At 50.9% G+C, this 26,525-nt stretch carries 22 protein-coding genes; 12 read left to right on the forward strand and 10 right to left on the reverse strand.

All coding sequences use genetic code 11. The features are described from left to right. Positions 1-15 precede the first annotated feature (15 nt). Together rdrB and rdrA are read right to left on the reverse strand one after the other, a co-directional pair. A complete protein-coding gene (gene rdrB / locus KDM89_RS17770; protein WP_212689272.1) occupies positions 16-2,718 on the reverse strand; it encodes an antiviral RADAR system adenosine deaminase RdrB in 2,703 nt (900 codons plus the stop codon). Positions 2,719-2,774: 56 nt separating this feature from the next. After that, positions 2,775-5,525, reverse strand: coding sequence for an antiviral RADAR system adenosine triphosphatase RdrA (gene rdrA, locus KDM89_RS17775; protein WP_212689273.1), 2,751 nt, complete (start codon positions 5,523-5,525; stop codon positions 2,775-2,777). 612 nt (positions 5,526-6,137) lie between these two features. On the opposite strand from rdrA, the gene KDM89_RS17780 reads away from it, so the two are divergent. From KDM89_RS17780 to KDM89_RS17790, 3 genes are all read left to right on the forward strand, one after another. Beyond that, positions 6,138-6,722 carry a hypothetical protein gene (locus KDM89_RS17780; RefSeq protein ID WP_212689274.1) on the forward strand — a complete coding sequence of 195 codons (585 nt, stop codon included), beginning with the start codon at positions 6,138-6,140 and terminating at the stop codon, positions 6,720-6,722. A gap of 88 nt (positions 6,723-6,810) precedes the next feature. Beyond that, positions 6,811-7,086: a hypothetical protein gene (locus tag KDM89_RS17785; RefSeq protein ID WP_212689275.1), complete on the forward strand. Its 276-nt coding sequence runs from the start codon at positions 6,811-6,813 to the stop codon at positions 7,084-7,086. Positions 7,087-7,267: 181 nt separating this feature from the next. After that, a complete protein-coding gene (locus KDM89_RS17790; protein ID WP_212689276.1) occupies positions 7,268-7,711 on the forward strand; it encodes a hypothetical protein in 444 nt (147 codons plus the stop codon). A 148-nt stretch (positions 7,712-7,859) separates the two neighbouring features. Here KDM89_RS17790 and KDM89_RS17795 read toward each other — a convergent pair whose 3' ends face one another. The 6 genes from KDM89_RS17795 to KDM89_RS17820 form a co-directional block, all read right to left on the reverse strand. Then, on the reverse strand, positions 7,860-8,522 hold the full coding sequence (locus KDM89_RS17795; protein ID WP_212689277.1) for an imm11 family protein: 663 nt from the start codon (positions 8,520-8,522) through the stop codon (positions 7,860-7,862). A 435-nt stretch (positions 8,523-8,957) separates the two neighbouring features. Then, complete coding sequence (locus KDM89_RS17800; protein WP_212689278.1) at positions 8,958-9,560, reverse strand: hypothetical protein; 603 nt, start codon at positions 9,558-9,560, stop codon at positions 8,958-8,960. 101 nt (positions 9,561-9,661) lie between these two features. Next, the gene (locus tag KDM89_RS17805; RefSeq protein ID WP_212689279.1) at positions 9,662-10,867 is read right to left on the reverse strand and encodes an SGNH/GDSL hydrolase family protein; all 1,206 of its coding nucleotides are present in this window, start codon (positions 10,865-10,867) and stop codon (positions 9,662-9,664) included. A gap of 10 nt (positions 10,868-10,877) precedes the next feature. Further along, the gene (locus tag KDM89_RS17810) at positions 10,878-12,110 is read right to left on the reverse strand and encodes an SGNH/GDSL hydrolase family protein (RefSeq protein ID WP_212689280.1); all 1,233 of its coding nucleotides are present in this window, start codon (positions 12,108-12,110) and stop codon (positions 10,878-10,880) included. A gap of 31 nt (positions 12,111-12,141) precedes the next feature. Further along, positions 12,142-13,533, reverse strand: a complete 1,392-nt coding sequence (locus tag KDM89_RS17815; protein WP_212689281.1) for an MBOAT family O-acyltransferase — start codon at positions 13,531-13,533, stop codon at positions 12,142-12,144. Between the two features lie 147 nt (positions 13,534-13,680). Continuing rightward, positions 13,681-14,625: a 2-hydroxyacid dehydrogenase gene (locus KDM89_RS17820; RefSeq protein WP_212689282.1), complete on the reverse strand. Its 945-nt coding sequence runs from the start codon at positions 14,623-14,625 to the stop codon at positions 13,681-13,683. 90 nt (positions 14,626-14,715) lie between these two features. On the opposite strand from KDM89_RS17820, the gene KDM89_RS17825 reads away from it, so the two are divergent. The 7 genes from KDM89_RS17825 to KDM89_RS17855 all read left to right on the forward strand — a co-directional run bounded on the left by KDM89_RS17825 (position 14,716) and on the right by KDM89_RS17855 (position 23,181). Next, complete coding sequence (locus KDM89_RS17825; protein ID WP_212689283.1) at positions 14,716-15,138, forward strand: ribonuclease HI family protein; 423 nt, start codon at positions 14,716-14,718, stop codon at positions 15,136-15,138. Between the two features lie 196 nt (positions 15,139-15,334). Continuing rightward, entirely contained in the window at positions 15,335-17,569 is a 2,235-nt protein-coding gene (locus KDM89_RS17830; protein WP_230427958.1) for a YgiQ family radical SAM protein, read from the forward strand. 128 nt (positions 17,570-17,697) lie between these two features. Further along, the gene (locus tag KDM89_RS17835; RefSeq protein ID WP_212689285.1) at positions 17,698-17,988 is read left to right on the forward strand and encodes a hypothetical protein; all 291 of its coding nucleotides are present in this window, start codon (positions 17,698-17,700) and stop codon (positions 17,986-17,988) included. A gap of 93 nt (positions 17,989-18,081) precedes the next feature. Beyond that, positions 18,082-19,186 (forward strand): peptide chain release factor 2 gene (gene prfB, locus KDM89_RS17840; RefSeq protein WP_212689286.1). Its coding sequence is split into 2 segments (ribosomal slippage): positions 18,082-18,162 and positions 18,164-19,186, totalling 1,104 coding nucleotides; the frame shifts between segments, so codons are not numbered across the junction. A gap of 100 nt (positions 19,187-19,286) precedes the next feature. Continuing rightward, positions 19,287-20,825, forward strand: a complete 1,539-nt coding sequence (gene lysS / locus KDM89_RS17845; protein WP_212689287.1) for a lysine--tRNA ligase — start codon at positions 19,287-19,289, stop codon at positions 20,823-20,825. 75 nt (positions 20,826-20,900) lie between these two features. Continuing rightward, positions 20,901-22,691 (forward strand): ABC transporter ATP-binding protein, encoded by a 1,791-nt coding sequence (locus KDM89_RS17850; protein ID WP_212689288.1) that lies wholly within the window; start codon positions 20,901-20,903, stop codon positions 22,689-22,691. Positions 22,692-22,716: 25 nt separating this feature from the next. After that, the gene (locus tag KDM89_RS17855) at positions 22,717-23,181 is read left to right on the forward strand and encodes a cupin domain-containing protein (protein ID WP_212689289.1); all 465 of its coding nucleotides are present in this window, start codon (positions 22,717-22,719) and stop codon (positions 23,179-23,181) included. Positions 23,182-23,247: 66 nt separating this feature from the next. On the opposite strand, the gene KDM89_RS17860 is transcribed toward KDM89_RS17855, so the two are convergent. Together KDM89_RS17860 and KDM89_RS17865 are read right to left on the reverse strand one after the other, a co-directional pair. Beyond that, positions 23,248-24,246, reverse strand: a complete 999-nt coding sequence (locus KDM89_RS17860; RefSeq protein WP_212689290.1) for an NAD(P)/FAD-dependent oxidoreductase — start codon at positions 24,244-24,246, stop codon at positions 23,248-23,250. An 81-nt stretch (positions 24,247-24,327) separates the two neighbouring features. Next, positions 24,328-24,780 (reverse strand): CBS domain-containing protein, encoded by a 453-nt coding sequence (locus tag KDM89_RS17865; protein ID WP_212689291.1) that lies wholly within the window; start codon positions 24,778-24,780, stop codon positions 24,328-24,330. A 309-nt stretch (positions 24,781-25,089) separates the two neighbouring features. Between KDM89_RS17865 and KDM89_RS17870 the strand changes: the two genes are divergently transcribed. Beyond that, a complete protein-coding gene (locus KDM89_RS17870; RefSeq protein WP_212689292.1) occupies positions 25,090-25,899 on the forward strand; it encodes an alpha/beta fold hydrolase in 810 nt (269 codons plus the stop codon). After that, complete coding sequence (locus tag KDM89_RS17875; RefSeq protein ID WP_212689293.1) at positions 25,896-26,513, forward strand: LysE family translocator; 618 nt, start codon at positions 25,896-25,898, stop codon at positions 26,511-26,513. The genes KDM89_RS17870 and KDM89_RS17875 overlap by 4 nt, the downstream gene beginning before the upstream one ends. Positions 26,514-26,525: the final 12 nt, after the last annotated feature.

Here is a 26,525-nt window from a genome sequence, read left to right on the forward strand (position 1 = left end):
CAGCGAACTCCCACGTCAGACTGGCTCAAACACCGGTAAATGATTGCGATGAAACTGCTCGATTCCATACTGGCGCAAAGTCTCCAGCCAGCGTTCTGCAACAGTGCGACCAACCTTCAGTTCCAGCGCCGCTTCGCGTAGCAGCAAGAACTCCGTACGCAACGTGGTCGGCATAATCCCGGGATCGTCAGTATTTACCAGTACACGAACCGGCCCTCGGCGCAGCCCGTAAAGATTGGCGTCAGCGCCGGTGTCGAGTTTCGATTCATCCGGTGGATGCCAGCGGAAAATCGGATGCTCAGCGTGTGATTTCAGCCGCGCTATATAGACATTGGATGTAGGGTTCGCCTCAATAATCAGCCCTAACTTGTCATATTCGGTAAGTAACCAGTCTTGCAGTGCATGCATGAATTCCAGCTCGGCGGGTGTATCAACATCTTCCAGTATGTCTTTGTTGCCCCCAAGTCCTGCACTGGCACGCGCTTTTGAATGGAATCCACCATGCGCTGCTGCCTCATCACCCATACGCACAATGACCATCGGCGCCTCTTTCAGCGTCGCGAGCCAGCTATGGCGTGCAAGATACAGCTTGCTTGCCAGGGTGCGTTGCTCTCTTAATTCCTGATTGTCCGGTAAGGCGCAGAGCTCACGTGAATCAACCGGCCACGCTCCATTCAGAGACTGGAAGCGATAATGACAATTACGCCGCAGCCACCAAGCCTGATACAGATCATCCGGCCTTGCATGGCACAGGGGCGAAGTTTCGAACCCTGCAGTCAAATTAGAATCTGGCTGCTGATTCGTAGCAGCACCTGCCATCAAATCGTTTGCCTGCCACCATTGCGACAAACGCCAGAAACGCACAATGCGGCGCTCTAACGAGGGCAAAACCTGCTGCGCCAGCGGCAAAACGCCACTCAGTACTCCGGCGTGATGCCATAACCAAACGAGATTATCCAGATGCTCATCCAGCGGCAGCACCATCTCTCCCTGCCTCGCTGCCCATTGCTTCGGCACGATACCAAGTGCCAGAGCATGGCCCAGCCGGTCGCCCTCGCGCATTTCACAAAAACGCACGGTCTCGTCAATATGGCGCATACCCGACGCAGGATGCGCGTAATCCTCACCGGCATGGATGCTCAGATGAAAACCCGTACTGGCGCGCTCGCCATCTGGTCGGGATTTGAAGCCGCAGCGCAGCCATCGCAGTACCGGCGCAAACCATTCGATTTTCAGTGCATTTTCATCGCCCGCCACATCCAGCCCGCGAAACCATCTGGCAGGCTGAAAATGAAAGTTCGGGTTCAGTTTTCCGCCCAGAAATTCAGATGCATTCCAGCCAGACCGACTTTGCAGGTTACACATCAGTTTTTCAGCGTCTTTCCACAGCTGATTGCTATCAGCCTTGGGACGTCGGTTTTGCTTATGACGTTGTGAACGGGAGAAATGGCCACAAAACTGCCATCGTTCCAGATTCTGCAAGTAACTCAACGCTTTACCGTCGGGCTTGATTTCATGCTCGCCAAAAATGTACGGTGGTTTTGGTTGGCTCAATTCCGCTGTTTTTGTCATTCCCTTGGTAAATGAGCGCGTAAATTTTCCGGAAAATGCATCTGGCCCAGATTTAATCTCTGCTACATCAGCGTTGGAAGACCAGAGACGCCGAAAATTATCATGCTGTTTTGGCTTACGATGCATTGCCGAGCCAAAATACCGCTCCGCAAAACGGGTCAGTCCTTGTCCATCCATGATCAAACTGCGACGCAGCTGATTGACTGTCTGCCAGAAGCACAAGATCGCTGCGCGTTGCAGCGGATGTGTGTCCGCGTCGCTGTAGCAAGCACACAGATAGATATACAGCCACAGCCAGCGATTCGCGTCACCACGGCTCATCGCCTGAGCGAACTCGCCAAGCAACCAATCGGCACTGCCAGTTTTTGCGGCAGACAGGCTGCTGGCCAGCAAATCCCAGTCCGGCTGACGACAGGGGTCGTGTGTAGTAAGCGTAAAGCGCGCAAGATGTTGCGGCCAACCCGCCGAATGCGATGACCAGACACTTTGCGTACCATGTGAGATACAGTGCTGCTCCCGTGGTTCTAACAGCAGCACCAGCAATTGCCGCGCACGTTGCAATAAAATCTGCAGATCATCGTGCTGTTCGCGCTGCCACAAACTCGCCTTTTCATTAAGAGATAAGGCACGATTCGACAGAAGAAACTCATCAAGAATTGCACTATCCGCAGTAACACCCCAGAAATGTACATGCCCCTCGGCAAATGGCAATGACGGGTTGCCCGGCGGTGCGAAAAACGCAGTCTGCGCCGACACAATGCGGCGAATGTCATTGACGTTAGGACATGAAATTTCCGCTAACCAGCTTGCAAAGTGCCAGCCAGCTAACAGCGTCGGATCCAACCCTGCCGCCAGACGCACATATGCGCGGACTTCCCCTTCGCGGTAGCACAGCAAGTCACCATTACGTTGCATGAGCCGTTGCTGCAGCTCGTCCAGCCACGGCAGTACCGGTGTTAGCAGCAGGTCACCATCAAGCATACGCCCCATCAACTGACGAACGTCTGTCAACCGGTGTTCACGCGGATAGCGCGCCTCGATAACCTCTACCAGCAGATGGTAAAAATTCTCCTGCAGCTGATGCCAGCGAGCAGACTCAAGCTCATTTGTTGGTTTGAGCAATGCTTCCCAAAGCCATGCCGCCAATGTCTCGTCGCCGAAAAAACACTCGGCGGCACATTCAGTCAAAGTACGCTGTAGCATTAGAAATGTTCAGGAAGTTTTGTGTTTAATGCCTTCAGCAAAACCGTGCGTTCCGTAGCTTTTGGGTATATTTGTTCCATTTCACTGTTCAGTGCGCGACATTCATCGACTGTCCAGTTCAGAATTGCCATTCGTATGCTGGCCTCAGTGAGTCTTTTTTGTGTATCTAATTGCAGTTTCCCACACAACCAAGCTTTCGCTACGGAGGCCTGCCCTACAGTCGCATCTGCAGTTTCCTGCGTTTGTGGCGATGGGGGTGGTGCAAATGCATCACCACAAACATAATAAGAAATCTCTTCGATCCAGTAGCGCAACGGGTGATAAGCCAATACGTATGTTAAGGACCTCGTCGCAGCACCATATTGTTTTCGATGCTGGGCTGTGACAACATCAGGAAATACTAGTTGATGACTACGAGGTGCCAAATGACCTACGTTCATTCTGAAATGATCGTTGTTTTCGAAATTTTGTATCTTACGTAAGCTCACGCCTGTAACAAGTTCAGGTAAGCCGAACAAGCGCCCTTTCTCGAAATGACCAAACGCAGACCAAGTCGCATAAAATACCAACCCAGCTTTATTCAAAGCAACATCTAAATTACTCAGCCCATTCCGATACTCTTTGTTATCCGATATCGCGGAATAAACTTTTTCAAAAACCTTATAAATCAGCCAAGGAGAAATATCTAACTGAGCAATGGCATGTTCTTTGCGCCAATCTGCAATTCCCTTCAACAAATCGACCAACGCCAAATCGAGCGGATCCACAGTATTTTCATTATTGCTGTCATCGGTTGATTCCTCCCCGTCATCATTTTCTTGTTGCTCCGAAACCGCAATCTCCTGCACTTGTGACTTTGCTGAGAAAAATGGAGCCGAATGCAGAATCCGCTGCAAGTCGCTCAACTCCACGTCGCCAAGCAGACTCGCGATAATTAACTCAAAAATACGACCAATATTCAGCACTACTGTACGTTGGGCAGGCTTATAGAAGTAATGTTCGGCCAGCAAATTTAATAATAATCCTGCCTTCCGACAACGCTGCTCATCATTTGCAACGTCAGGTGATAGTTTACCAAGCTCACTCATCCAGGTTTGGGGGTTTGTTTTACGGCTCGCCGAAAGCTGTTTTTGCAAATTTTTATCAATATTGCAACCAACTTCTACCAGTGGGTATGGAAGAATTGTTTTCAGCCCCTCTAATCCTCGAAACCATACTTTGGGAAGTCTATTTCTCAATGCATCCCCCCAATCTGATAAATCATATCTTTTATCAAAAAGTTGGTAGTTTGCCTGATCATGCAGGCGTGGCTGGAACAGCGGCGTATCAAATACACTGCCATTACGCTGACCAGAAAGCGTATCCGACCATCGATGCCAATGCAATCGTGCTTGTAAAACCAGATGTGCGGGGCCACCGGTAGGTTCAGAACTAAAATGTTTATCCAGATTGAATATCCATGCCTGACGGTCAACACTGCTCCAGTTCTCTTTTACATCAGCTGAAACAGATTGCTTCGCAAAGTCATAAAATTTTACATAGGCCGGACCATATGCACGTTTTTCATCCACATGCCGTTTTTGATATTCCCTCTCAAACTCTTCAATCGCTTTTTCCGGCACATCCGGCATTTGCCATGCTCGCTTAACCTGCAGGGGGGTATCAGCCTCTCTGATGCCCTTGGGTAGCGCTGGAATCAACTGACGGCACTGATTTAATAATTGTGTCAGCGCGCGCATTGATGGAATCGGCAACGATAAATGGCTATCGCCCAGCCCATTGACCGGCCCTGCCAAAAAAATCTCCAGCCAGGCAATAAAATTAGGCAATGGCATCGCTTCATTGCCCTCTCTACTAAGTCTGATTTCCGAATTTTCACAGTACTTGCTAACATCTGGCATGGTTAAGCGGCGCGGGAAAGGCAATATTTTTCTCTGATATTCCACCGCCAACTCGACAGCTCGCTCGTACGCATCTTCTGACAAATGTTTGGAATCTTTCGTCAAGCGCCCATGAAAATCGCGCCAGGTAATTTCATCGTAAAGTGAACGGTCACCGCAAATGATAGGTAAAACATAGGGCGTTGCCAGATAACGCCGTACGATTTCGAGATTTTCAAAGGCGCGGTTTAACGAAGTGTCGACATCGTCAATTGGCAGAATCAGCAATTGTTTGCCCAGCAACCCCAGCACTTCTCGGAAAAAATCCTGTACGCAGTCCGCCAATTGCTTATTGCTGTACATCGCACGAACTTTGTCCATGCCATGGCGCTCTTGCTGAGTCTCGACCGATTCCAGCGAATGGGCGAGCTTTTCCAGGGTCTGATTCAGGTGACGGGCTTTGTTAGGGTCTTTTCTTTGCGCTTCTTTCACTTCATTGTCGTGCAGTACAGCAGCAACAATGATATGTAAAAATAATGACTCGCCGTTTTCTAACAAGGTAGGATCAACTGGATCAAGAATGTGGACTTTGTTCAGAATATCTTTGTGCTTGTCCTGATTCAGATAACTTTTCAGGTTGACCAGTACAGCAGTCTTACCGGTGCCACGCGCACCGTCAATTGAGATGGCATTATGTTCGCGTAACTGGTTCAGCGATTTGCCTTTCGCTGCCTCGGCTTTCTCCAGTGCCTCTTTGATCATTTGCGCTAGCGGCTCATACACTTCATCACGTGGCAACAACGTGTTAGCGTCAGGTAAAACAGCACTTTCAACAGCATCAATGGGAATGTATCGCTTGTTCTGGGTCATGATCGGCGCCTGACGAATGGTCAGAAAGTTTATTAATGGAAATGGTAATAATCATATCATGGCATATGTGCATGGCATTTTTTATACCAATGAGTACATTAAGAAACGCATAGAACAGCGCCGGTTCTGTTGCTTTTATTTCTGACGTACAGCTTCGCCGACACGAACCCGCCATCTTTCAAAGTCATAAAGAAACAGCGTCCATCAGGATATTTGCCGCAACGGTGGCAAATCAATTTCATGAATCCCAAAAAATCAGGCTAAGTATGCAGAATTCCGCATTTGCCTTTCGCAGATAGCCAGACTTTCTGCCGACGACCGCCGGATGGCTGTGCTGAACACCGCATTTGGGGCTGAAAATCCTTTCCGGCGGTGTTTTATCGATGTGTTTCCGGCATGAAAACAACACTGGCACCTCGAGCACGACAGGCAAACGAGACGGCATGCATTATTTACCCGACAATGTTGCAAGTAAGACTAAATGTAACTTGCTATCGGAATTTCTGACGCCGGGCACAGACCGCCCGACGATTTGTTGTACGTTTTGTGTGCCGGAAAATCCGGGCAGGATGCGAAGTCATTATTCGCAAATATATTTCACACGGAGAGAAAATGGGGATTCACTGCCCGCAATGCGATAGCGCGAATGTTCAGGCACTGCACTTAATTCTGGATGCAGGAACAACGCACCATAGCGGAAACTGGTCTGGATATGTTGCCGGAGCTGATGCCAATGGCGGCACAGGTGGATTTCTGAGTGGAAGTGTTGAGACCACATCAAAAACAGGGCTGGCAAGAGAAGTCGAAAACTTCATTTATAAAGGATGTCCGGAAAATTCTAATAATCTTCATGGCCTCATCTGGACTGGCATATTGGCTGCGGTAACCTGGGGATCTATCTCCATGTTGATGGAGTTTTTACACCCTAAACAAAAATGCGATTACACCGGAAGATGTATTACGGAAGATTTTCCATTCTTTGCTTTAATGCTCGGAGAATTACCATTTTTTCTGATTGCAATTTACTTATTGCAAAAATTGAAGAAATGGGTTGCGGTAAGAAATAATTACAACAAAGAATATCCAAAATGGCTTGAGGCAGCAAACTACAAATATTTAAATTATTTTCTTTGTAAAAAATGTGGTTCATTTTTCGACAAAAATGACGCGGAAGATTTTAATTCTTCGGAAAACTGAACTCGTGCCAGCCGAATAAAGCCGTTCTTCATTAACAATCACAGTTATTTAACTTTATCAGCACCTCAACAACAGGAGCATTCACATAGTGAAAAACAAATTAATCGCACTGGCTTCCGCGTCTTGTCTTTTTCTGCTTGCCGGTTGCGGCAGCGAGCCATCGGAAAGCAATATGAAGGAAGCGATTCAGAAGTCGCCAATGAAGATTGCATTTTCTGACAAGGATCTGGCCAGCATCCGTAAAATCTCTTGCAAAAATGACGGGGACAAAGCGTACAACTGCGATATGGAGGTTTCGGGCATGGCGATTCCGGTGCGCTTCGTCAAAGGTAGCGACGGCTGGCTCGCGATGAAGAAAGAGTAATTTCTGTCGAAAGCAGGCACGCCCCGGCGACGGGGCTTACAACATCAGACTCCTTCGCGGAGTCTTTTTGTTTTAGGGATATCAAAGCACCTGGCATAAACAAAGGGCTTTAAAGAAACAAAACAACGTGCGGCGCAAACAATGTGCCCTGCGGACTGCCCGACTATTTTGGAGTGAGACATTGTTGGACATTGTTGGTAATTTCGTGGATGCAATGCAGAAAAGGCTCGGACCTGCTGAAACGTTCCGCTATGTTTGCGGTTTTATGACTGCTTATCTTGATCTGTTTTGCTTGCCGGTGGTCGCAAGAGAGTCCTTAGAGCTCGCTAAGCGCTTTCAGCGTTCTGAGGCTTCGACGGCGCAGCTCGAACACGCTCGTATTCAATGCTGGGAATTTCTGGATAGCAAGTCCGCAAGTGCAGATTTTTCCGAATCAGAAACTTGTGCGATACGAGCAGCGATATGTTTCCTCTATGCCGAGTCACCGTCCGAGGATATCTCTGAGTTGCTTGCTTGGTTCTTAACCCTGGTGGAGAAAATGAATGTGGATAAGGCCGTGGTGGATGCTGCGTGCTTCCTAAAGACTTATTTCCCCGACGAGCGGGGTAATCATCCCGAAAATTAACAATCCCAAAAAGCAGAACTGTCTCCTGCGATCAACGCAGAAGATCCCTGATGAAAACATCACATTCAGCGACCGCAAGATAATAGCTCGTCTGCAAGCGCTTGAACCGGAAAATGCTCGGCTGAAAAAATGTACGCCGGAGAGCGGCTCAAAGCGGACTTTCTTGTTGATTGCGTGGTGCGGTGAGCGGACGGCCTAAGTCGTCAAAGCCGTATCGATGTGCTTCGCTATCAAATTCACACCTCACCGTTAATCCAGTCAAACCAAGTGACTCCACTTTTTTGACAAAATTTTCAGTAAAGTACCAACCGCGTCGACCCGGCAGGCAGAAAATATCGACATGCTCCAATCGCTCTGTGTGAAATGCCAAGGGCGACATGATTCCTTTTTGTCTTCCAAATGATTTGAATGGCGGCGTCATCTCACGTCCTTCAAAAACCGGGCGTGATCTTTCGTAATCCAGCGCATCCACTTCTTTCAGGACATTCAGCACCCAGAACTCTGCCTCATCGCAGATCAACGGCAAAAGTTCACCGTATCCGGAAAGATAGTCGCGAAGACTTTCTGCGGCATGTTTTGACATGATGAGAGAACCAAGCATGTGACTGGGAAAATCAGCCGGATTTAACTTCTTTTTCCTTCTTTTATTGAAGTGATGTTGCCAATCGATTTCCACTGCAACTGGATTCCAGTTTTCTGAAAGAGGTACCCTATCGTTAAACCAAAGTATCGGAGAAGAAGGGTCAGGATCTTTCGTTTTTTGATACAACATAAAATAGTCATCACTCGCTGATAGTTTATAAATTTTCATATTTCCGCTCATTTCATAACGCAAGGCTTCGCACCAGTAATTCGCTCGTACCGAAAGTTCGTTAACAATCCTGCGGCCTCAGATGCATTGTTTGCTGACAGTATATTGTCATTCACATATCCGGGATAAGGCTTTGTTTGAGTGGATTTATTACGTAAGCCTGCGCTTCGCGCCGTTCTGGTAACGCGACATCTGACGACATCACTTATGCCAGTTTCCGCATTTGCTATTTACGGAGGGGCAGACTTTCTGCCGACGACCGCCGGATGGCTGTGCTGAAGTCCGCATTTGGGCTTCAAAATGGCGTTTCAGCGGCTTTTTGGGGGTGTGGCTGAAACTTGCCTGAGCTCTATCCGCTGCCTGCAAAAAACAAAGCCGGTGCGCTTCCACGGCACCGGCTTTGTTTTGTTTAATTCAGAAAGCGGGAATCCGTATTCAGGCGCTGGCGGAGAACAGGCTGCCGACGGATAAGCTGCCCTGCACTTGTGTGGCGACCAGTTTCAGGAAGGATTGCAGATCGCCTTGCTGCGGGTTGCCGCCGCTGGCTTTGATCAGGGTGTTAAACGAAGATTGCAGGTTGCTCAGCAAAGGGTTGGCCTGATCGCCGCTGTCTTGCTCAAGCTGTGAAATCAGCTTTTGTATGCCTTGCTGCAGCGGATAGGTAGGGCTGCTGGTATTCAGTTGGGCGGGCTTGGCATAGACGTTTGCGCCGCTGGTTTTGCCGGACGGCATGCCCTGCACTTCCGGCATGGCGGCGTATAACTGGCTTAAGAACTGGTTACCGCTGCTCTGGCTGTCGTCAGAATCGGAAAACAGACTGCTGATACTGCTGCCCGCGCTGAACTGCTGCAGGGATTGCATCAGGGCGGCTGCCATCACGGATTTGTCCTGCAAGCCATTGGTGCTGCTGGCAGGTGTGCTGGCGGACGATGCGGATGTACCTGCAGCGCTGCTGCCGGTCTGCGCCGATTTGACGGTGGGTGCGAGGTTACCGAGTAAGGAACTCAGGGAATCGCTGCCAACTCCGGAAATAGCCATGTTTGCTCCTGGTCTGCGCCCGGTCTGCGATGCTGCAAACAGGGACTGATACTGGCGTTTACGGCAAATTCTGGCGGCGACACAGGGCTGGCCGGAAAAATTTATCCCTTGCCCTGACGTCCGCGCTGGTAGGCCTGAATCAGCGCTTCGTAAAAAGCTTCGCCATTCATTTCGTAGCCATCCTGCGTGAAATGGATCAGGTCTTGTCCCGCCAGCGGTGGCGTGGCGCTGGCATAGCGCTGAATTGCACAAGTACCACCCATCGCAGCCATCCAGTCCCAGAACAGGATTTTTTCTTCGACCGCCACTTGCCGCTGTATTGTTTTGACATGGTTCAGGCCGCTGGGCTGACGGAAGCGGCAGCCGACGTAATCACCGGGGCCGGTACGGCGTGCGGAGTCCGGCGCACCGATCAGCAGAATAGCGGCAGATGGCGCTTTCTGGCGCAGCAGACGAATCGAATTTTTGAGATCCTGATAATAGGCATCCCAGTCCGGCTTAGGATCGAAGGCTTCGTTGGTACCGTAGGCCAGCACGATTAAATCAGGCTGACGCCAGCGCAACTGATCGCTGACGGCTTCCTGCTGCCAGCGCAAGGTCACGCGCTGCATCGCGCCGACGATGCCGAGCGCATCGACCGTGACTCCGGGATTCAGTGCATCAATCGCAATGCCGCCCAGTTCTGCGGGGTTGTCCTGCGCTTTCAGAAAAAAGCTGTTCAGTTCATTGCCGTTGCCAAGCACGTAAGACATTTGCCAGTCGGAACTGATCGGCGGTGACAGCTCGCGGACCTCGCCGTTTGGCAGCGTCAGTTTCCACGGCGATACCGGCAGATCATTGACTTTGCGCGACCAGACCGACACTTTGTACATGCCGTTCAGCGGGAATTTCGGGACCAGTTCGGCTTGTGCGCCGGGCGCCGGTAAGTTACCGATGCCGCCAACCGGCAGGTTTTCCGGATTGGCGCGGCTGATACGCATATTCCAGTCGCCACTCATTTTCATCAGAAACTGGGCGGAACGCTGGTTTTTGACGTAACCGGGGGTAATCCAGCCGGGGCCGCTGTTGCCAAAGCGTTGTTGCAGGCGGCTGCGGTAAGCCTGGGTGAAATAATCACCGGCAGTATGTGAATCGCCAAGCTGCAGTATGCGCACCACTTCCCTGCTTTCATGCCGTTCCAGCGCCGCCAGTTGCCGCCATAAACGCGGCGCATTCGGATCGCCGTAATCGACGACATTCGCCGCCAGCGCGGGGCTGGCCGCGAATACACTGCCGCAGAACAGCAGCGGCAGGGTTTGTTTCAACATACTACGCATATCAGGACTGGGGTTGCGGCGTCGGCAACACCAGCTGCTTCAGCACTAATTGAGTCAGAATTTTGTGACCGTCGCGGGTGAAATGAACACCGTCTTCACTGCGCACCACCACACTGGTGCCATCTTCTTTGGTGATGTACCGCTGGTAAACATCGGCATTATCGCTTAAAGCTTCGCGGGTGGATACAAAGCGGGAAATACCGTCCGTCATCGCTGATGCATACAACTGATTCAGCAAGCGGACGCCATTGTTCACTTTTTCTTTACCCATATTCGGCGCACCGAGCCAGATCACGCGTACATGCTGCGAATGGGCAAACTGCAGAATACTGGCGACACGCTGCGCATAAATGCTGCGCCAGCGCTCGGAACCGAAGCGTTCGTATTTCCCTGCCAGCACCATGTCCCAGGTATCGTTTGCACCCATCATGACGACCAGCACACTGATTTTTTCTTTCGGAATCAGTTCGCGGATTTTTTCCGGCCAGTCAAAGTAAGTCGGATAGGTTAAGCCGGTACTTTGTTTGCTGGCATCAATCGCTTTGACATGGGCTTTTTGCAGGGCTTTGGCCAGATGCGGCGCAACGCCCTGCATCATGGAATCACCGACCAGCAGCACGCGGTCGTTTTCGTTCAGGACCAGTCTGCCATCCGGCCCCAGCTTCACAAAATGACGGACTTCGTTGCTTTCTGAGGATGCAGGCTGGCTGGCACTGCTGTCTGCCGCCGGAGTGCTCACTACGCCGGACGCAGCGACGACTTCAGGCGCACTGACTTTTTGCCCTTTATCACCCGCCGCTGCCTTGTTCGTGCGTGCCGGTTTAGGGGCGTGAATCGCATCAGAATGCAGTTTGAGCTGAGAAGACGTTACCACAGCCACCGGTTCCAGCGCTGTTTTTTCTCCGGCAAGCACTTCTTCTTTACCCAGCATCAGCACATTCACTGCAGTGACCATGCGGTCGCGGGTTTCAGCCTGCCATTCTGCAGGTACGGTCAGCATGACTTCCAGCGTATGACTGAGCTTCGCACCGCTGGCCCACCAGCTTTGCGCGTTCAGTGCACTCAGGCCGGAATCCTGATGGCGGGTTTGCTGCCAGTAATCGTGAAACGCATCGGCACGACACCAGAACACCAGCCCCACCGTTGCCGCCAGTACGGCCAGCGTCCCGGGTAATCCGCTATAGGATGTTTCTTCTTCAGAGCGTTCGCCAAAATACATGTTGTTCACCAGCACAGACAATCTTGTTGTTAAGTTCAGCGCAAAATCAGTAAGAGTAATACAAAAATGCCGGTACGCCGGAAGGTCCGAGCAAATGCAGCACCAGCACCACAGCCGCCAGCAACAAAGGCTTGATCAGTAAAGGCGTTGCCGCCAGTCCGCGTACCACCAGCTCCTGCGTGCGGCGTGCATACACCGAAATCACAAAAAACACGCCCAGCGCTACCAGTGCAGCCAGTACATTCAGCGTGACGGGGCCATCAATACGCACCAGTCCGGCCAGATAGTGATTCGCATCCTGAAAACTGTCAGCACGGAAATACACCCATGCCAGACACACTGCATGGAAACTCAGCACAGCGCTGATCCAGCCGGAAGGCGTACGGCGCGTGATTTTTTCCAGCGTATTTTGAGCCACCATTCCGAGACCATGCATGCCGCCCCAGATCAGGTATTTCAGGCTGGCACCGTGCCACAACCCACTGATCAGCATCGCAGCAAAAATATTGCATTGCGAACGCAACCAGCCGTGACGGTTACCGCCGAGCGGGATATAAACGAAGTCACGGATCCAGCTGGACAGGGAAATATGCCAGCGCCGCCAGAAATCACGCAGATTGCGTGCCAGATACGGCTGGTCAAAGTTTTGTGGTAACTGGTAACCGAGTAACAGCGCCAGCGCGATTACCAGATCGGAATAACCGCTGAAATCCAGAAAAATCTGAATCGCAAACGCATACATGCCGACCAGCAATTCTATGCCCTGATAGCTGTCCGGATTCGCGAATAAAGGATTGACCCAGTTTTCTGCAACCCAGGTCGCAATCCAGACTTTCTTCACCAGCGCAGATAACAGCAGATACACAGCCAGATCCGGTGCGAGGATGGTTTTCTGCGCCGTATCGCGAATCTGGGTCAGCAAATTATCGGCACGGCAAATCGGCCCGGCGAATAAGGTCGGAAAGAATGCCAGATACAAAGCACTTTCTTCTGCGCGTGCCGGTTCGCACTGCCCTTTGGCCACGGATACCAGATAAGCGATCGCCTGAAAGGTGTAAAACGAAATCCCAACCGGCAACAAAATATCCAGCGCAGGGAAAGCCCAGTGCAGCCCTGCACCGGCAGCCATTTGCTGTATGCCTTCGCGGAAAAAATCGTAGTATTTAAAGACTGCCAGGTTCGCCACGGCAAGTATCACACCGGTGCCGCAAATGCCGCGCCGCCATGCGGGTCGCCATGTGCTCAGGGCCATCAAGCCGGTCAGTGTCGAAGAAAAAACCGCCAGAATCGCGGCGAAGCGCCAGTCTATGGACGCATAAATGGCGTAACTGGCCGTCAGGAGGCTCAGCTTTTGTGCGCGGGGCCATCGTACCAGCCCCCAGTAAAGGATCAGAAAACCCAGAAATACCAGCGCAAACTCAGGGGACAAATAACTCATACTTCTAATCGGAACGAGGATGGCGCTGAAGAAAACTGCAGCAACAAAACAGACTGCGAGGCTGCCGGAACATCAGCAGCGAATACGCAGCAAAGTTTGCGAATTTACATGAATTACACAGTTTATTGCAATGTTTTTCAGGCAAATTCAATAGCCTTGTTGCAGATCGACGGTTTCCGGCATCACGCCCGACGCCAGCCAGCGCCGCAGATTTTCTGCGACAATCTGCGCGGCAGTGTCACGGCTGGTGGGTGCAGAGATATGCGGCAGCACTGTTACTGAGGGATGGGACCAGTGCCAGCTTTGCGGTGGTAAAGGTTCCTGCGAAAAGACATCCAGTACTGCATGACGCAAATGTCCGCTGTCAATCACCGTGCGTAAATCAGCATCATTCACAATATCACCGCGGGCAAAATTGATCAGCGCCGCACCGGCAGGTAATTTTTTCAGCAGCGCTGCATTCACCAGTCCGCGTGTCTGCGGCGTCAACGGCAATAGAAGCACCAGAATATCCGTTTGCGTCACCAGTTCCTGTAAACCCTGCTCGCCGGAAAAACAGGAAATGCCTTCAGGGCCATTGCCGCTGCGGCTCCATCCGGCAACCTGAAATCCGGTTTGTTGCAGCAATTTCATGGCCGCGCCGCCAAGTGCACCCGCACCAAGTACACCTATTCTGCGGGCGCGGGCAGGAATATAGTCCAGTGGCTGCCAGCGACGTTCCGTTTGTAATTGCCGGTAGGCCGGCATATCGCGATGCAAATACATGGACCACGCGAGTACCGCTTCCGCCATGGTGCGCGCCAGTTCCGGATCTTTCAACCGCACCACTGGTAATTGCCAGTCCTGCAAATGACTGAGCAAGCGTTCCACACCGGCCCACACGCTGTGCACCCATTTCAGATTCGGCAACAGCCGCAGGGTTTGCGGGTCCGGATTAGCAACGACTGCGACCTGCACCAGCGCACGTTGTTCCGTACTCAGAAATTCCACCGGCACCACGGTGCACTCCGGCAAGACCTGCTGCAGCACCTCCACCCATTGCGTAGTGAAACGATATCCGGGGGCGGCAATGAATGGGATAATGGTAGACATGCTGTGAAATATCCGGTTGGCAAATGACTGAAAAACGCGCAAAAGGATAGCACAGCGGCCTCATATCACACTCGCACTGCTGAAGCACCGATGAAAAACAAATCTGCCCTACCCGACGCCGACTGGCATGCCGCTTTCGACGGTTCATGCTCCCCCAATCCCGGGCGCTGCCGGATCGCGGGTGTGTTGCGCCATCTGCCGACGGGAGAATCTTTCCAGTGGGCCAGAAATGCTGGCGAAGGCGACAGCAGCGATGCGGAGTATCAGGCATTAATCGCCTTGCTGCGCGAAATGGAACGGCATTATCAGGCAGGACAAAGTGTCCGCATTCAGGGTGACAGCCAGGTAGTGATTCAGGATGTGCTTGGTACGGCCAGCCGGCCGGCTGCTGTGCTTGCGGCGTATCGGGAAGAAGCTCAGGCAATTCTGAGCCGTTTTCCTCACTGGCAGTTACGCTGGGTTCCGCGTCATCGCAATCAGGAAGCTGATCAGTTACTGCGTCAGCCTGCCTGAACTTGCTTAATGCTTAAGCAAGTTCTTCAGATGTACGCAAGTTTTTGATTCTTCAGCAAAATTTCACATTGAGCAAACGCAAGCTTTTGTACTTTCCGGTACAATCGCGCCTATGAATGCTCAACCAAAAAATCTCTTTTCTTATCCTAAGCACCGCTACGAAGTAGGCGGTGACTATGCCGCCCCTTTTCTGCCAATGTCGCGCGCAGAAATGGATGCGCTCGGCTGGGATAGCTGTGACGTCATCCTGATCACCGGTGACGCGTATATCGATCACCCTAGTTTCGGCATGGCTCTGATTGGCCGCCTGCTGGAACACCACGGCTTCCGCGTCGGCATCATCAGCCAGCCGGACTGGCAAAATGCGGATGCATTCCGTGCGCTTGGCAAACCCAATCTGTATTTCGGCATCACCGCCGGCAATATGGATTCCATGGTCAACAAGTACACTGCAGACCGCAAAATCCGTTCCGAAGATGCCTACACGCCGAACGGCGAACGCGGCAAGCGTCCGGACCGCGCAGTTACGGTGTATGCGCAACGTGCGCGTGAAGCCTTTCCTGATACCAATATTGTGGTCGGCAGTATTGAAGCCAGTCTGCGCCGTATTGCGCATTACGATTACTGGTCTGACAAAGTCCGCCGCTCCGTACTACAAGATTCTAAAGCCGACATTTTATTGTTCGGCAATGCTGAACGTGCGCTGATTGAAATGACGCACCGTATCGCTGCAGGCGAGCCGATTAAATCGATCCGCGATATTCGCGGTACGGCATTTATGGTGCCGAAGGGCTGGTTGCCGGATGAAGAATGGACTGAAATTGACTCAGTTCGCATCGACAAACCGGGCCGCATTGATCCGCCAACCAATCCGTATGCGATGGTGCCGGAAAATGACGCAAAGTGCAGCACGGGCAAAGATGGCGCGAGTGAAAACACGGCAGCAGAAACCAAACCTGATGTCGTACAGGCGCAGGCCATGCGTATCATGAGCCGCGAAGAACGTCAGCAAATGATTAAAAACCGTTTGCACAAAACCGTGATCCGCATGCCATCGTTTGATGAAGTCTCGGCCGATCCTGTAATGTACGCCCATGCTTCACGTGTTTTCCATCTGGAAGCCAATCCCGGCAATGCGAAAGCACTTGTGCAGAGTCACGGCAACCGCGACGTCTGGCTGAATCCGCCTCCACTGCCATTGGGCATGGATGAAATGGATGGCGTGTACGACCGCACATATGCCCGCGCACCGCATCCGAGCTATGGCGACGCCCGCATTCCGGCATGGGAAATGATCCGTTTCTCGATCAATATCATGCGCGGCTGTTTTGGCGGCTGTACTTTCTGCTCGATTACTGAGCACGAAGGCCGCATTATTCAGAGCCGCTCCGAACGCTCTATCCTGCGCGAAATCGAAGAAATCCGCGATAAGGTTAAAGGCTTTACCGGCATTATTTCCGATCTCGGCGGCCCGACGGCCAACATGTACCGTATCGCATGTAAAGACAAGAAAATCGAAGAATCCTGCCGTAAGCTGTCTTGCGTGTATCCGGGCATTTGCTCAAATTTGAACACGGACCACAGCAAGCTGATTCAGATTTACCGTAAAGCCCGCGCTATTCCCGGCATCAAGAAAATTCTGGTTTCATCGGGACTGCGTTACGATCTGGCAGTGGAATCGCCGGAATACGTCAAAGAACTGGTGACACACCACGTTGGCGGCTTGCTGAAAATTGCGCCGGAACATACCGAGCAAAACACGCTGTCCAAAATGATGAAACCGGGCATCGGCAGCTACGACAAGTTCAAAGCGATGTTCGAGAAGTATTCGCGTGAAGCCGGTAAAGAACAGTATCTGATCCCTTACTTCATCGCGGCCCATCCGGGTTGTACCGATGAAGACATGGTCAATCTGGCACTGTGGCTGAAGAAAAACAACTTCAAGCTGGATCAGGTACAAACCTTTATGCCAACGCCAATGGCACTGGCAAGCACGATGTACCACACGCGTAAAAATCCGCTGAAGAAAGTCACGCAAGATTCTGAAGTGGTGGAAACTGCACGTGCTGGCAAAACCCGTAAATTCCACAAGGCTCTGCTGCGCTACCATGCGCCGGAAAACTGGGAAATTGTGCGGGATGGTCTGGTCTATATGGGACGCCGCGATCTGATCGGCACCGGCCCGAATCACCTGATTCCGCCACGTCCGCCTGCAGTGCGTGTCGCCATCCAGGAAATCGGCAAGGAAAATGGCCGCCGCGTCGCTGCACCGAAACTGAATACTTTTGGCAAAAACTCTGTTCAGTCGGTTGCACGTAAATCCGGCACAGCGAAACCCGGCGCACCTTTACGCGCAGGTGCAAAACCCGGAAGCACTGTTCGTCAGGGAGCTGGCGGATTTAAACCGCCAGCACCACGCAAAGGTCGCTGATTGAAAAGCTGCATATCCTGATGGAATGCAGCTTTTTTTTCGTACCTCCCCTGCCCTTCACAAGGCTTGCATATACAATGGATTTCAGATGAAGCCTTTCAACTGCATCACCCTGCGAAGGAGGAAGTATGAAGCACATGAAAACCGTTCTGATCCTTGAACACACGGAAGAAGTTTTTGATAAACTGACCTGCGACGTTTGCGGCACCGAATCGCGCTGGGACGAAAACTGGAGTGAAAAAGAGCACGAGAAAGTCATCACCACCATCGCAATGGAGGAAGAGGAATCTCTGCCAAGCGGCGGAAGTTCCCGTCTGGTGCAATACCATATCTGCCCGGATTGCTTCAAAAATCACCTCAGCCGCTGGTTTGAATCGCACCGCGGTGGCAAAGCAACCGAAACCACCTCTGTCTGGTAAGCTTTTTTCAGTACATTCCCGCATTGTGCAGAAATTCCCCGGCGAGCTCAGGTTATAATGCAAGGTTTTAATTGCATTGGAAATTACAGGATTATGGAAGCCGAACGTCTGAATAGTCTGTCCAACCTGCTCGCCGACCTGACCGCGCGCGAAGCTGATTTACGGAGGTATCTTTGACTTCGATATCAAGTCAGAGAAACTCGAACAAGTTAACGCAGAATTAGAAGATCCGAATGTCTGGAACGACCCGAAACGGGCGCAGGATCTCGGTAAAGAAAAAAAATCGCTGGAAGCCATCGTCAACACCCTGACTGAAGCCAACAACGGTCTGACCGATGCGTCAGATCTGTTTGAAATGGCAAAGGAAGAAAACGACGAAGACACACTGGCATCCATTGAATCCGATGTGGAACGCATCCGCGGCCTGATCGAAGGCATGGAATTCCGCCGGATGTTCAATAACCCGATGGATCCGAACAATTGCTTTATCGATATTCAGGCCGGCGCTGGCGGTACAGAGGCACAGGACTGGGCATCGATGCTGCTGCGTCAGTATCTGCGCTATTGCGAACGCAAAGGCTTCAAAGTCGACATTCTGGAACAGTCGGACGGCGACGTTGCCGGTATTAAAACCGCAACGCTGAAAGTTGAAGGCGAATACGCTTACGGCTTCCTGCGTACCGAAACCGGTGTACACCGTCTGGTGCGCAAATCACCGTTTGACTCGAATAACGGTCGTCACACTTCCTTCTCCAGTTTGTTTGTCTACCCTGAAGTAGACGAATCATTTGAGATCGAAATCAATCCGGCGGATGTTCGCACCGACACTTACCGCGCATCCGGTGCCGGTGGTCAGCACATCAATAAAACAGACTCTGCTGTGCGTTTAACTCACGCACCGACCGGTATCGTCGTGCAATGTCAGAACGACCGCAGTCAGCATCGCAACCGTGCAGAAGCATGGGAAATGCTGAAAGCAAAATTGTTCGAACTGGAATTGCGCAAACGGATGGCGGAAAAACAAAATCTGGAAGATTCCAAAACCGACGTCGGTTGGGGTCATCAGATTCGTTCCTACGTGCTGGATCAGTCACGCATTAAAGATCTGCGTACCGGCCATGAAACCGGCAATACCAAAGCAGTACTCGACGGCGAAATCGATGATTTCATCGCTGCGTCGCTGAAACAAGGTGTCTGATCTGCACCTGCATACATCATGCGATCCTGACGCAGGCGTGTGTCTGCGTCAGAAATTCAACAGCAAGGGCCAGAGGGCCCGGTCTTACTGAGAGAAACTTATGTCAGAAATCAACCAAGCAACTGTCAGCAGCGAAGTGCATGCCGACGACAATGCCATTATTGCAGAACGCCGTGCCAAGCTGGACGCGATCCGCAAGAAAGGCATCGCGTTTCCAAATGATTTCCGTCCTCAGCACAAGGCTTCTGACCTGCAGGCACAGTACGCGGAGCAAAGCCGCGAAGAACTGGAAAGTCTGAATGTGGAAGTTGTTGTCGCGGGCCGCATGATGCTCAAGCGTGAAGCAGGTAAGAAAGCTGCATTTGCGACTTTGCAGGATGCATCCGGTCTCAAAGCAGATGGCCGCATTCAGATTTATGTGACACAGGATAAAACCGGCGAAGAAGCGATGGAAGCTTTCCGTCACTACGACCTCGGCGACATTCTGGGCATCCGTGGTGTACTGTTCAAAACCAAAACTGACGAACTGACGATTAAAGTTACCGAACTGCGTTTGCTGACCAAGTCTCTGCGCCCTCTGCCGGACAAGTTCCATGGCCTGTCGAATCAGGAAATGAAATACCGTCAGCGTTACGTTGATCTGATCACCAGTGAAGAAACCCGTCGCACATTCAAAGCACGCACAGCAGCGATGACTTCGATCCGTAACTTCATGGCCAGCCATGACTTTATGGAAGTTGAAACACCAATGCTGCACGCAATCCCGGGTGGTGCAGCAGCAAAACCATTCATCACCCATCACAATGCGCTGGACATGGAAATGTTCCTGCGTATTGCACCAGAGCTGTATCTGAAGCGTCTGGTCGTTGGCGGCTTTGAGCGCGTGTTTGAGGTTAACCGTAACTTCCGTAACGAAGGCGTTTCTCCACGCCACAATCCGGAATTCACCATGATGGAATTCTATGCAGCCTATGTTGACTACAAATGGCTGATGGACTTCACTGAACAAGTGATTCGTAAAGCAGCAGAAGACGCACACGGCACCGCCGTTCTGACCTATCAGGGCAAAGAGCTGGATCTGAGCAAACCGTTTGAACGTCTGACCATCGTTGGTGCAATCAATAAATACGCGCCGGGTTATACCGATGAACAGCTGCACGATGTCGCGTTCCTGAAAGCAGAACTGGCGAAATTCGGCGTCAAACCGCTGGCTACCGCTGGCCTCGGCGCGCTGCAACTGGCACTGTTTGAAGAAACCGCAGAGTCCCAACTGTGGAATCCGACTTACATCATCGACTATCCGGTTGAAGTTTCGCCGCTGGCACGTGCATCCGACACGGTTGCAGGCATCACTGAACGTTTTGAACTGTTCATGACAGGTCGCGAAATTGCGAACGGCTTCTCTGAATTGAATGATTCTGAAGATCAGGCTGCCCGCTTTATGGCGCAGGTTGCTGCGAAAGAAGCCGGTGACGATGAAGCAATGTATTACGATGCCGACTATATCCGCGCACTCGAATATGGTCTGCCACCAACCGGTGGTTGCGGTATCGGCATCGACCGCCTGATGATGCTGATTACAGATTCTCCGAACATCCGTGACGTGATTCTGTTCCCGCACCTGCGTCGCGAAGACTGATGTAATCTGAACTTCTGCACAAAAAAGACGAAGGGACTGTATGATTGCAGTCCCTTTTCTTTTTTGCATGCCTTTATGTCTGCTGCCTCCCTGCACCCGCTAAAGCGCCTGTTGCGCTACGCCAATAACTACCGGCGCGATTTTCAACTGGCGACACTGTATTCCATTCTCAATAAATTTTTTGATGTATTGCCTGAAGTACTGATCGGCGTAGCGGTTGATATCGTCGTCAATGGTGAAAAGAGCTTTCTGGCACGTGAAATTCTCGGTCAGTTCGGCATCACCCAGACCTGGCATCAACTGATTTTGCTGGGCGCACTGAATGCTCTGATCTGGATGGGCGAATCCTGGTTTGAATATTTGCTTTGCCTGCGCTGGCGCAAACTGGCGCAGAACTTGCAACACGATCTACGCCTGGATGCATATGACCACGTGCAAAAGCTGGATATGGCGTATTTTGAAAATCAGCGCACCGGCAACCTGATGTCTGTGATGAACGAAGATATCAACCAGATGGAGCGCTTTCTGAACGGCGGCGCAAACCAGATTATTCAGGTGGTTTGTTCATCGTTAATGGTTGGAACCGTGTTCTTCGTTCTGCAACCTAAACTTGCTGTGATTGCCCTGCTACCTGTCCCTGCAATTTTGTTTGGTGCTTTCTGGTTCCAGAAAAAACTTGCTCCGCGTTATGCAAAAGTACGCGAAGCGGCCGGTGATGTCAGCGCACGCCTGAATAATAATTTACTAGGCCTCGCCACGATTAAAGCTTTCGCAACCGAAGAGTTCGAAAAGCAGCACATCGAGCAAGCCAGTAAGGCATACAAAGAAGCAAATGCTGCAGCTATTGCAGTCAGCTCAGCAATTACACCCGTGATCCGGATGGCAATTCTGGCAGGGTTCACCGCCACACTGGTGTACGGTGGCTGGCTGACGCTTCATGATGAGCTTGCAGTCGGCGCATATTCCGTACTTGTCTATCTGACCCAGCGTCTGTTATGGCCAATGACTGGCCTTGCGGAAGTGGCTGACATGTATCAGCGGTCGATGTCCGCGATTGAACGTGCGATGAACCTGATCGATACAAAAATCCAGATCAGCTACGCAGGAAATACTCTTTCTGCGAATGACGTCAAAGGCGAAATTGCCTTTGAAAACGTCAACTTTAGCTACGGTGATCAAAGCACCCTGAAAGATATCAGTCTGACGATTCCGGCAGGAAAGACCGTTGCATTTGTTGGCTCGACCGGCTCCGGAAAATCTACGCTGGTAAAACTTTTATTGCGCTTCTACACACCGCGATCCGGACATATTTTGCTGGATGGTCAGAAAAGTGATCAGATCAATCTTCAGGATTTACGCCGGGTCATCGGGTACGTGGCACAGGACAGTTTCCTGACGGATGGCACTATTGCAGAAAATATTGCATACGGCATGAGCAATGCCAGTGATGAAGCGATTTACGATGCAGCACGCGCGGCAGAAGCGCTTGAGTTTATCGAAAAATTACCGCTTGGATTCGCTACCAAAATCGGTGAGCGCGGACAGAAATTGTCTGGCGGCCAGCGCCAGCGCCTCGCTCTTGCGCGTGCGATTCTGAAGAATCCGCCAGTTCTGATTCTTGATGAAGCAACCAGTGCTGTCGATAACGAAACCGAAGCTGCAATTCAGCGTAGTCTGGATGTCATCAGCCGCAACCGAACCACTATTATTATTGCGCATCGATTATCGACAATTCGCAACGCGGATCTGATTTGTGTATTAGAAAACGGTAAAATCACTGAGTCCGGAACCCACCAGACATTGCTGCAAAATCAGGGGATGTATGCAGCGCTGTGGAAATTGCAAACGGGTGAACGTACTCACTAATCAGATAAAAAAGACTATCCATTCCATGAAACGCATTTTATTTTCCGGTATCGCTGGTGCAGTCGTCACTCTGGCCGCCACCCAGATATTTAATATTCTTGAACACCGTAACAATATCGCCGCACCAAGCAGTGCTGCGGGTCACCCCCAACTCAAACCACTGGATGTCAATCCTGCCTGGGTGATTGATGGCAAGCCCAACTTCCGTGCCACAGAGTTTTTTAAATCCAGCGACGGGAAAACCAGCTCCGGCATCTTTGAATGCGATGCCAGCTCTTTTGAGTGGCACTATTCACACGACGAAGCGATCTACATTCTCGAAGGCGGCGTTGAACTGGAGTATCTTGGAAAGAAATTCAACCTTCAGGCCGGTGACAGTGCGTTCTTCCGTGCAGGAACTGTCGCACGCTGGAAAGTACCGCAACATGTCCGGAAAACATGGACGCTGTATGACGCAGGCAAATTAGCGCGCAAATTTGCACCTGTCTGAGTTTTCGCTTTGCCCGAAAGCGAGAAAAGGCTGCACTCTGTGCAGCCTTTTTATTTTAAGTTGAACTCAGCTACCCGCTTTTTTGCTGAGACTTAATGCACTGAGGAAGGCATTTTCGACTTTACCTCCCCCATCGAGTCCAGCTCTGAACCAGTCACCACAGACACCAATCCCATATTCATCTGAATACAGGTAATCCGCATCCAGTGGATTTTCGGCCTGCGCATATGCCCAACGATGAACAACGGCGTGCATAGGTTGAATATGACTACCGGTTTCTTCGTGAAACGCCTTCAGCATTTTTTCAAGAACACGCTCTGGCTCATCACGCAAATGCTCCTCGCTCCATGCAGGGCCTGCCTGTGCAACCCAACGCTCGCCAGGGCGATGTCCAGGCTTAGAATTATCTCTTGCGATCCAGTTCAGGCGATGACTATTCACAAAAGCAGCGTCATACGGCAAATTCAGCTCAAAAGAAAATCCCAGCATCATAGTCCAGCAAGGTGACATGTGTACGCCACTCGCCTGCGCTGCCAGTTCCGGGACTACAGACAATAAGGGCGCTGCTTGTTCTGCCGGTACAGCGAGAATCACACGATCGAAAGGCCCTGCTGTTGCTTCTATCTCCACGGTCGGACAACGAAAACGCAGTAACCACTGGCCATCCAACCGCTCGCATGCGGTAATCGTGTGTTCAGTGCGAACGTCGAGTCCGTGCTGCAATTGTTTACCAAGCGAATTCATACCAGGCACAGCAACAAAACGGGCCGTTTTCTTTTTCTCAGCAGTCACCTGCCCGTGCTCCAGGGCAACGACACGCGCATCCCATTCTGTAACCCATCCGTGCTTTATCCAGTCAGACACTTCCTTCCTGAATCTGTCTGTCCGGGCAGTAAAATACTGGGCACCATGATCGAACCCGCCCAGCTCAGTCTGGCGAGTACTCATACGGCCACTGACTCCCATCGCTTTTTCATAGACGGTGACGTGATGTCCTGCATGTTGCAAATGTCGCGCAGCCGTCAAACCTGCAAGCCCGCTACCGATCACAGCAATATTCAGCATGAATTACTCCTGTTCCAACAATAAAATTCACCAACAAAAAAGCCCGCTCTGTTAAGCGGGCCATCGTCAAACATTACAGCGTTATTCTTCACCTTCCTGCGCAGGCCAGTCACGAATATACGCCTTCAGCATTTTATTTTCAAAGCTCTGGGCTTCCAGAACAGCCTTCGCCACATCATAAAACGAAATCACGCCCAGTAAAGTTCTTGCATCCATAACCGGCAAGTAGCGGGAATGCTTCTCCAGCATCATCCGGCGTACTTCGTTCACTTCAGTTTCCGGTGTCACAGTAATTGGATGATCATCCATAAACTTACGAACAGTGCCGGCCTCAGTGAGTGTTCCCTTATTTCCATGAATGCCGCGAATCACTTCACGGAAAGTCAGAATACCTGCTAACTCGCCGTACTCCATCACCACGAGAGAACCAATATCTTTTTCTTCCATTACGCTGACTGCATCCATAATTGGCGTGTCTGGCGTTACGGTGTACAGGATGTTTCCTTTCACCTGCAGAATTTCAGATACCTTCATTTTTTCCTCCGGGCGGGTCTGTTTTATAAACTGCATATCAATGTATCTTATGCGCTGCAAAAAATCCAGCCTGTACACAATGGATATAAATCAAGAAACCTTGTACACGAAGCACTTTTTGAGAGTGCACCATGAGACTGGCGCAATCTCACAAACAACAGAACAACGCCCCGTAAATTTTCAGGCTACTCATAAAAAGGCATAATTCGTGGGCATTTTCATTCCAGCTTCGTGGAAAGACGAAAATCCGGAATACCTGTGCGCTGCAACAATGAGGTTTTCTTCTAACAACTAATTCGATACAACAAAATGAAACACTGCATACAAGGAAAGCAGGCATATATCGGTAACGGCGGAAAACCATGGTTGCCAGACCAGCCATGGATCTTGCTTTTACATGGCGCACAGAATGATCACAGCGTATGGGAAATGCAGGCGAAAACGATGGCACAAACAGGATGGAATGTCGTTTCTCCGGACTTACCTTGCCATGGGCAATCTGAAGGACAGCCACTGGTTACTATAAACGCGATGGCAGATTGGGTCGCGTCATTAATCACTGAATTAGGGATCATCAACCCAGTGATTGCCGGACACAGCATGGGCTCACTGATTGCAGCAGAATTAGCCACAAAATCTCAGATCGGGTGCAAGCAATTGATCTTGCTGGGGACTTCGTTACCAATGCCGGTATCTGATCAACTCCTTGTAATGACTAAGGAAAACCCTGCGGAGGCGATGCGCCTGATCTGCAAATGGTCGCACAATCCTGGCAAGACACTTTGCGGCCCACACTCTGCTATGGATATTGCCAGTGCGAGCCAGCGACTGATGGAACGCATCCATCAGGAAAACTCAGCGTTGACGCTTTTTTCTGATATGAATGCCTGCAATACATATCAGCCAGATCTCAAAGCACTCCAAGACATTCTCATTCCTGTTCACGTGATAGCTGGTGAAGCCGATAAAATGACCCCTTTGGCGGCAGCCCGTAAAGCTGCCGAGTGCTTCCCTAATGGTCGGCTTCATAGCATTCCCTCTGCCGGGCACTCACTGATGACTGAATCAAGTAAAGAAATAACTGACTTAATGTTTTCTATTCTGAATCGCAGTTTATGAATTACCAGAGCCTTGCTTTATTTACGCTGACAGAAGCAGCACTTTCACTCTCACCAGGTCCAGCGGTGATGATGGTTATCACCTGCGCTCTGACACAGGGTTGGCGCCGGTCAGTCTATGCGACATTGGGAATTCTGAGCGGTAACGCGATTTATTTTGCGCTTTCTGCCAGTGGTATCAGCGGCGTAATACTGTCAGCTCCCGGATTGTTCGTTACGATCAAATATCTCGGTGCACTGTATCTTGTCTACCTTGGCGTATCTGCCCTGACAGGTCGCCCGTCACCATTGACTATCAGCCAATTGAAGAGAACATCTCAGTCTCCCATCAGTATTTACCTTCAGGCATTGATGTTACAACTGACGAATCCGAAAACATTGCTAATGTTTATCGCAATTCTGCCCCAGTTCGTCGACGTATCACAACCTGTCGGTTACCAGATTTTACTGCTGGCAATTTGTTCGATTATTCCGGAATGGTTTATTTTGCTCGGCTACGGTATCGCGGCAAGCCGTACTCGACATTTGATTGCTGAGGAAAAATACGCCTTAATCACAGAGCGCGTCGCCGGACTTCTGGTCTTATTTGCCGCACTGATGGTTGTGATCAATTAAAGGCATGAAAAA

It is taken from the genome of Cognatundibacterium luofuense (assembly GCF_018139685.1).
GTDB classification, from domain to species: Bacteria; Pseudomonadota; Gammaproteobacteria; order Burkholderiales; family Burkholderiaceae_D; genus Undibacterium; species Undibacterium luofuense.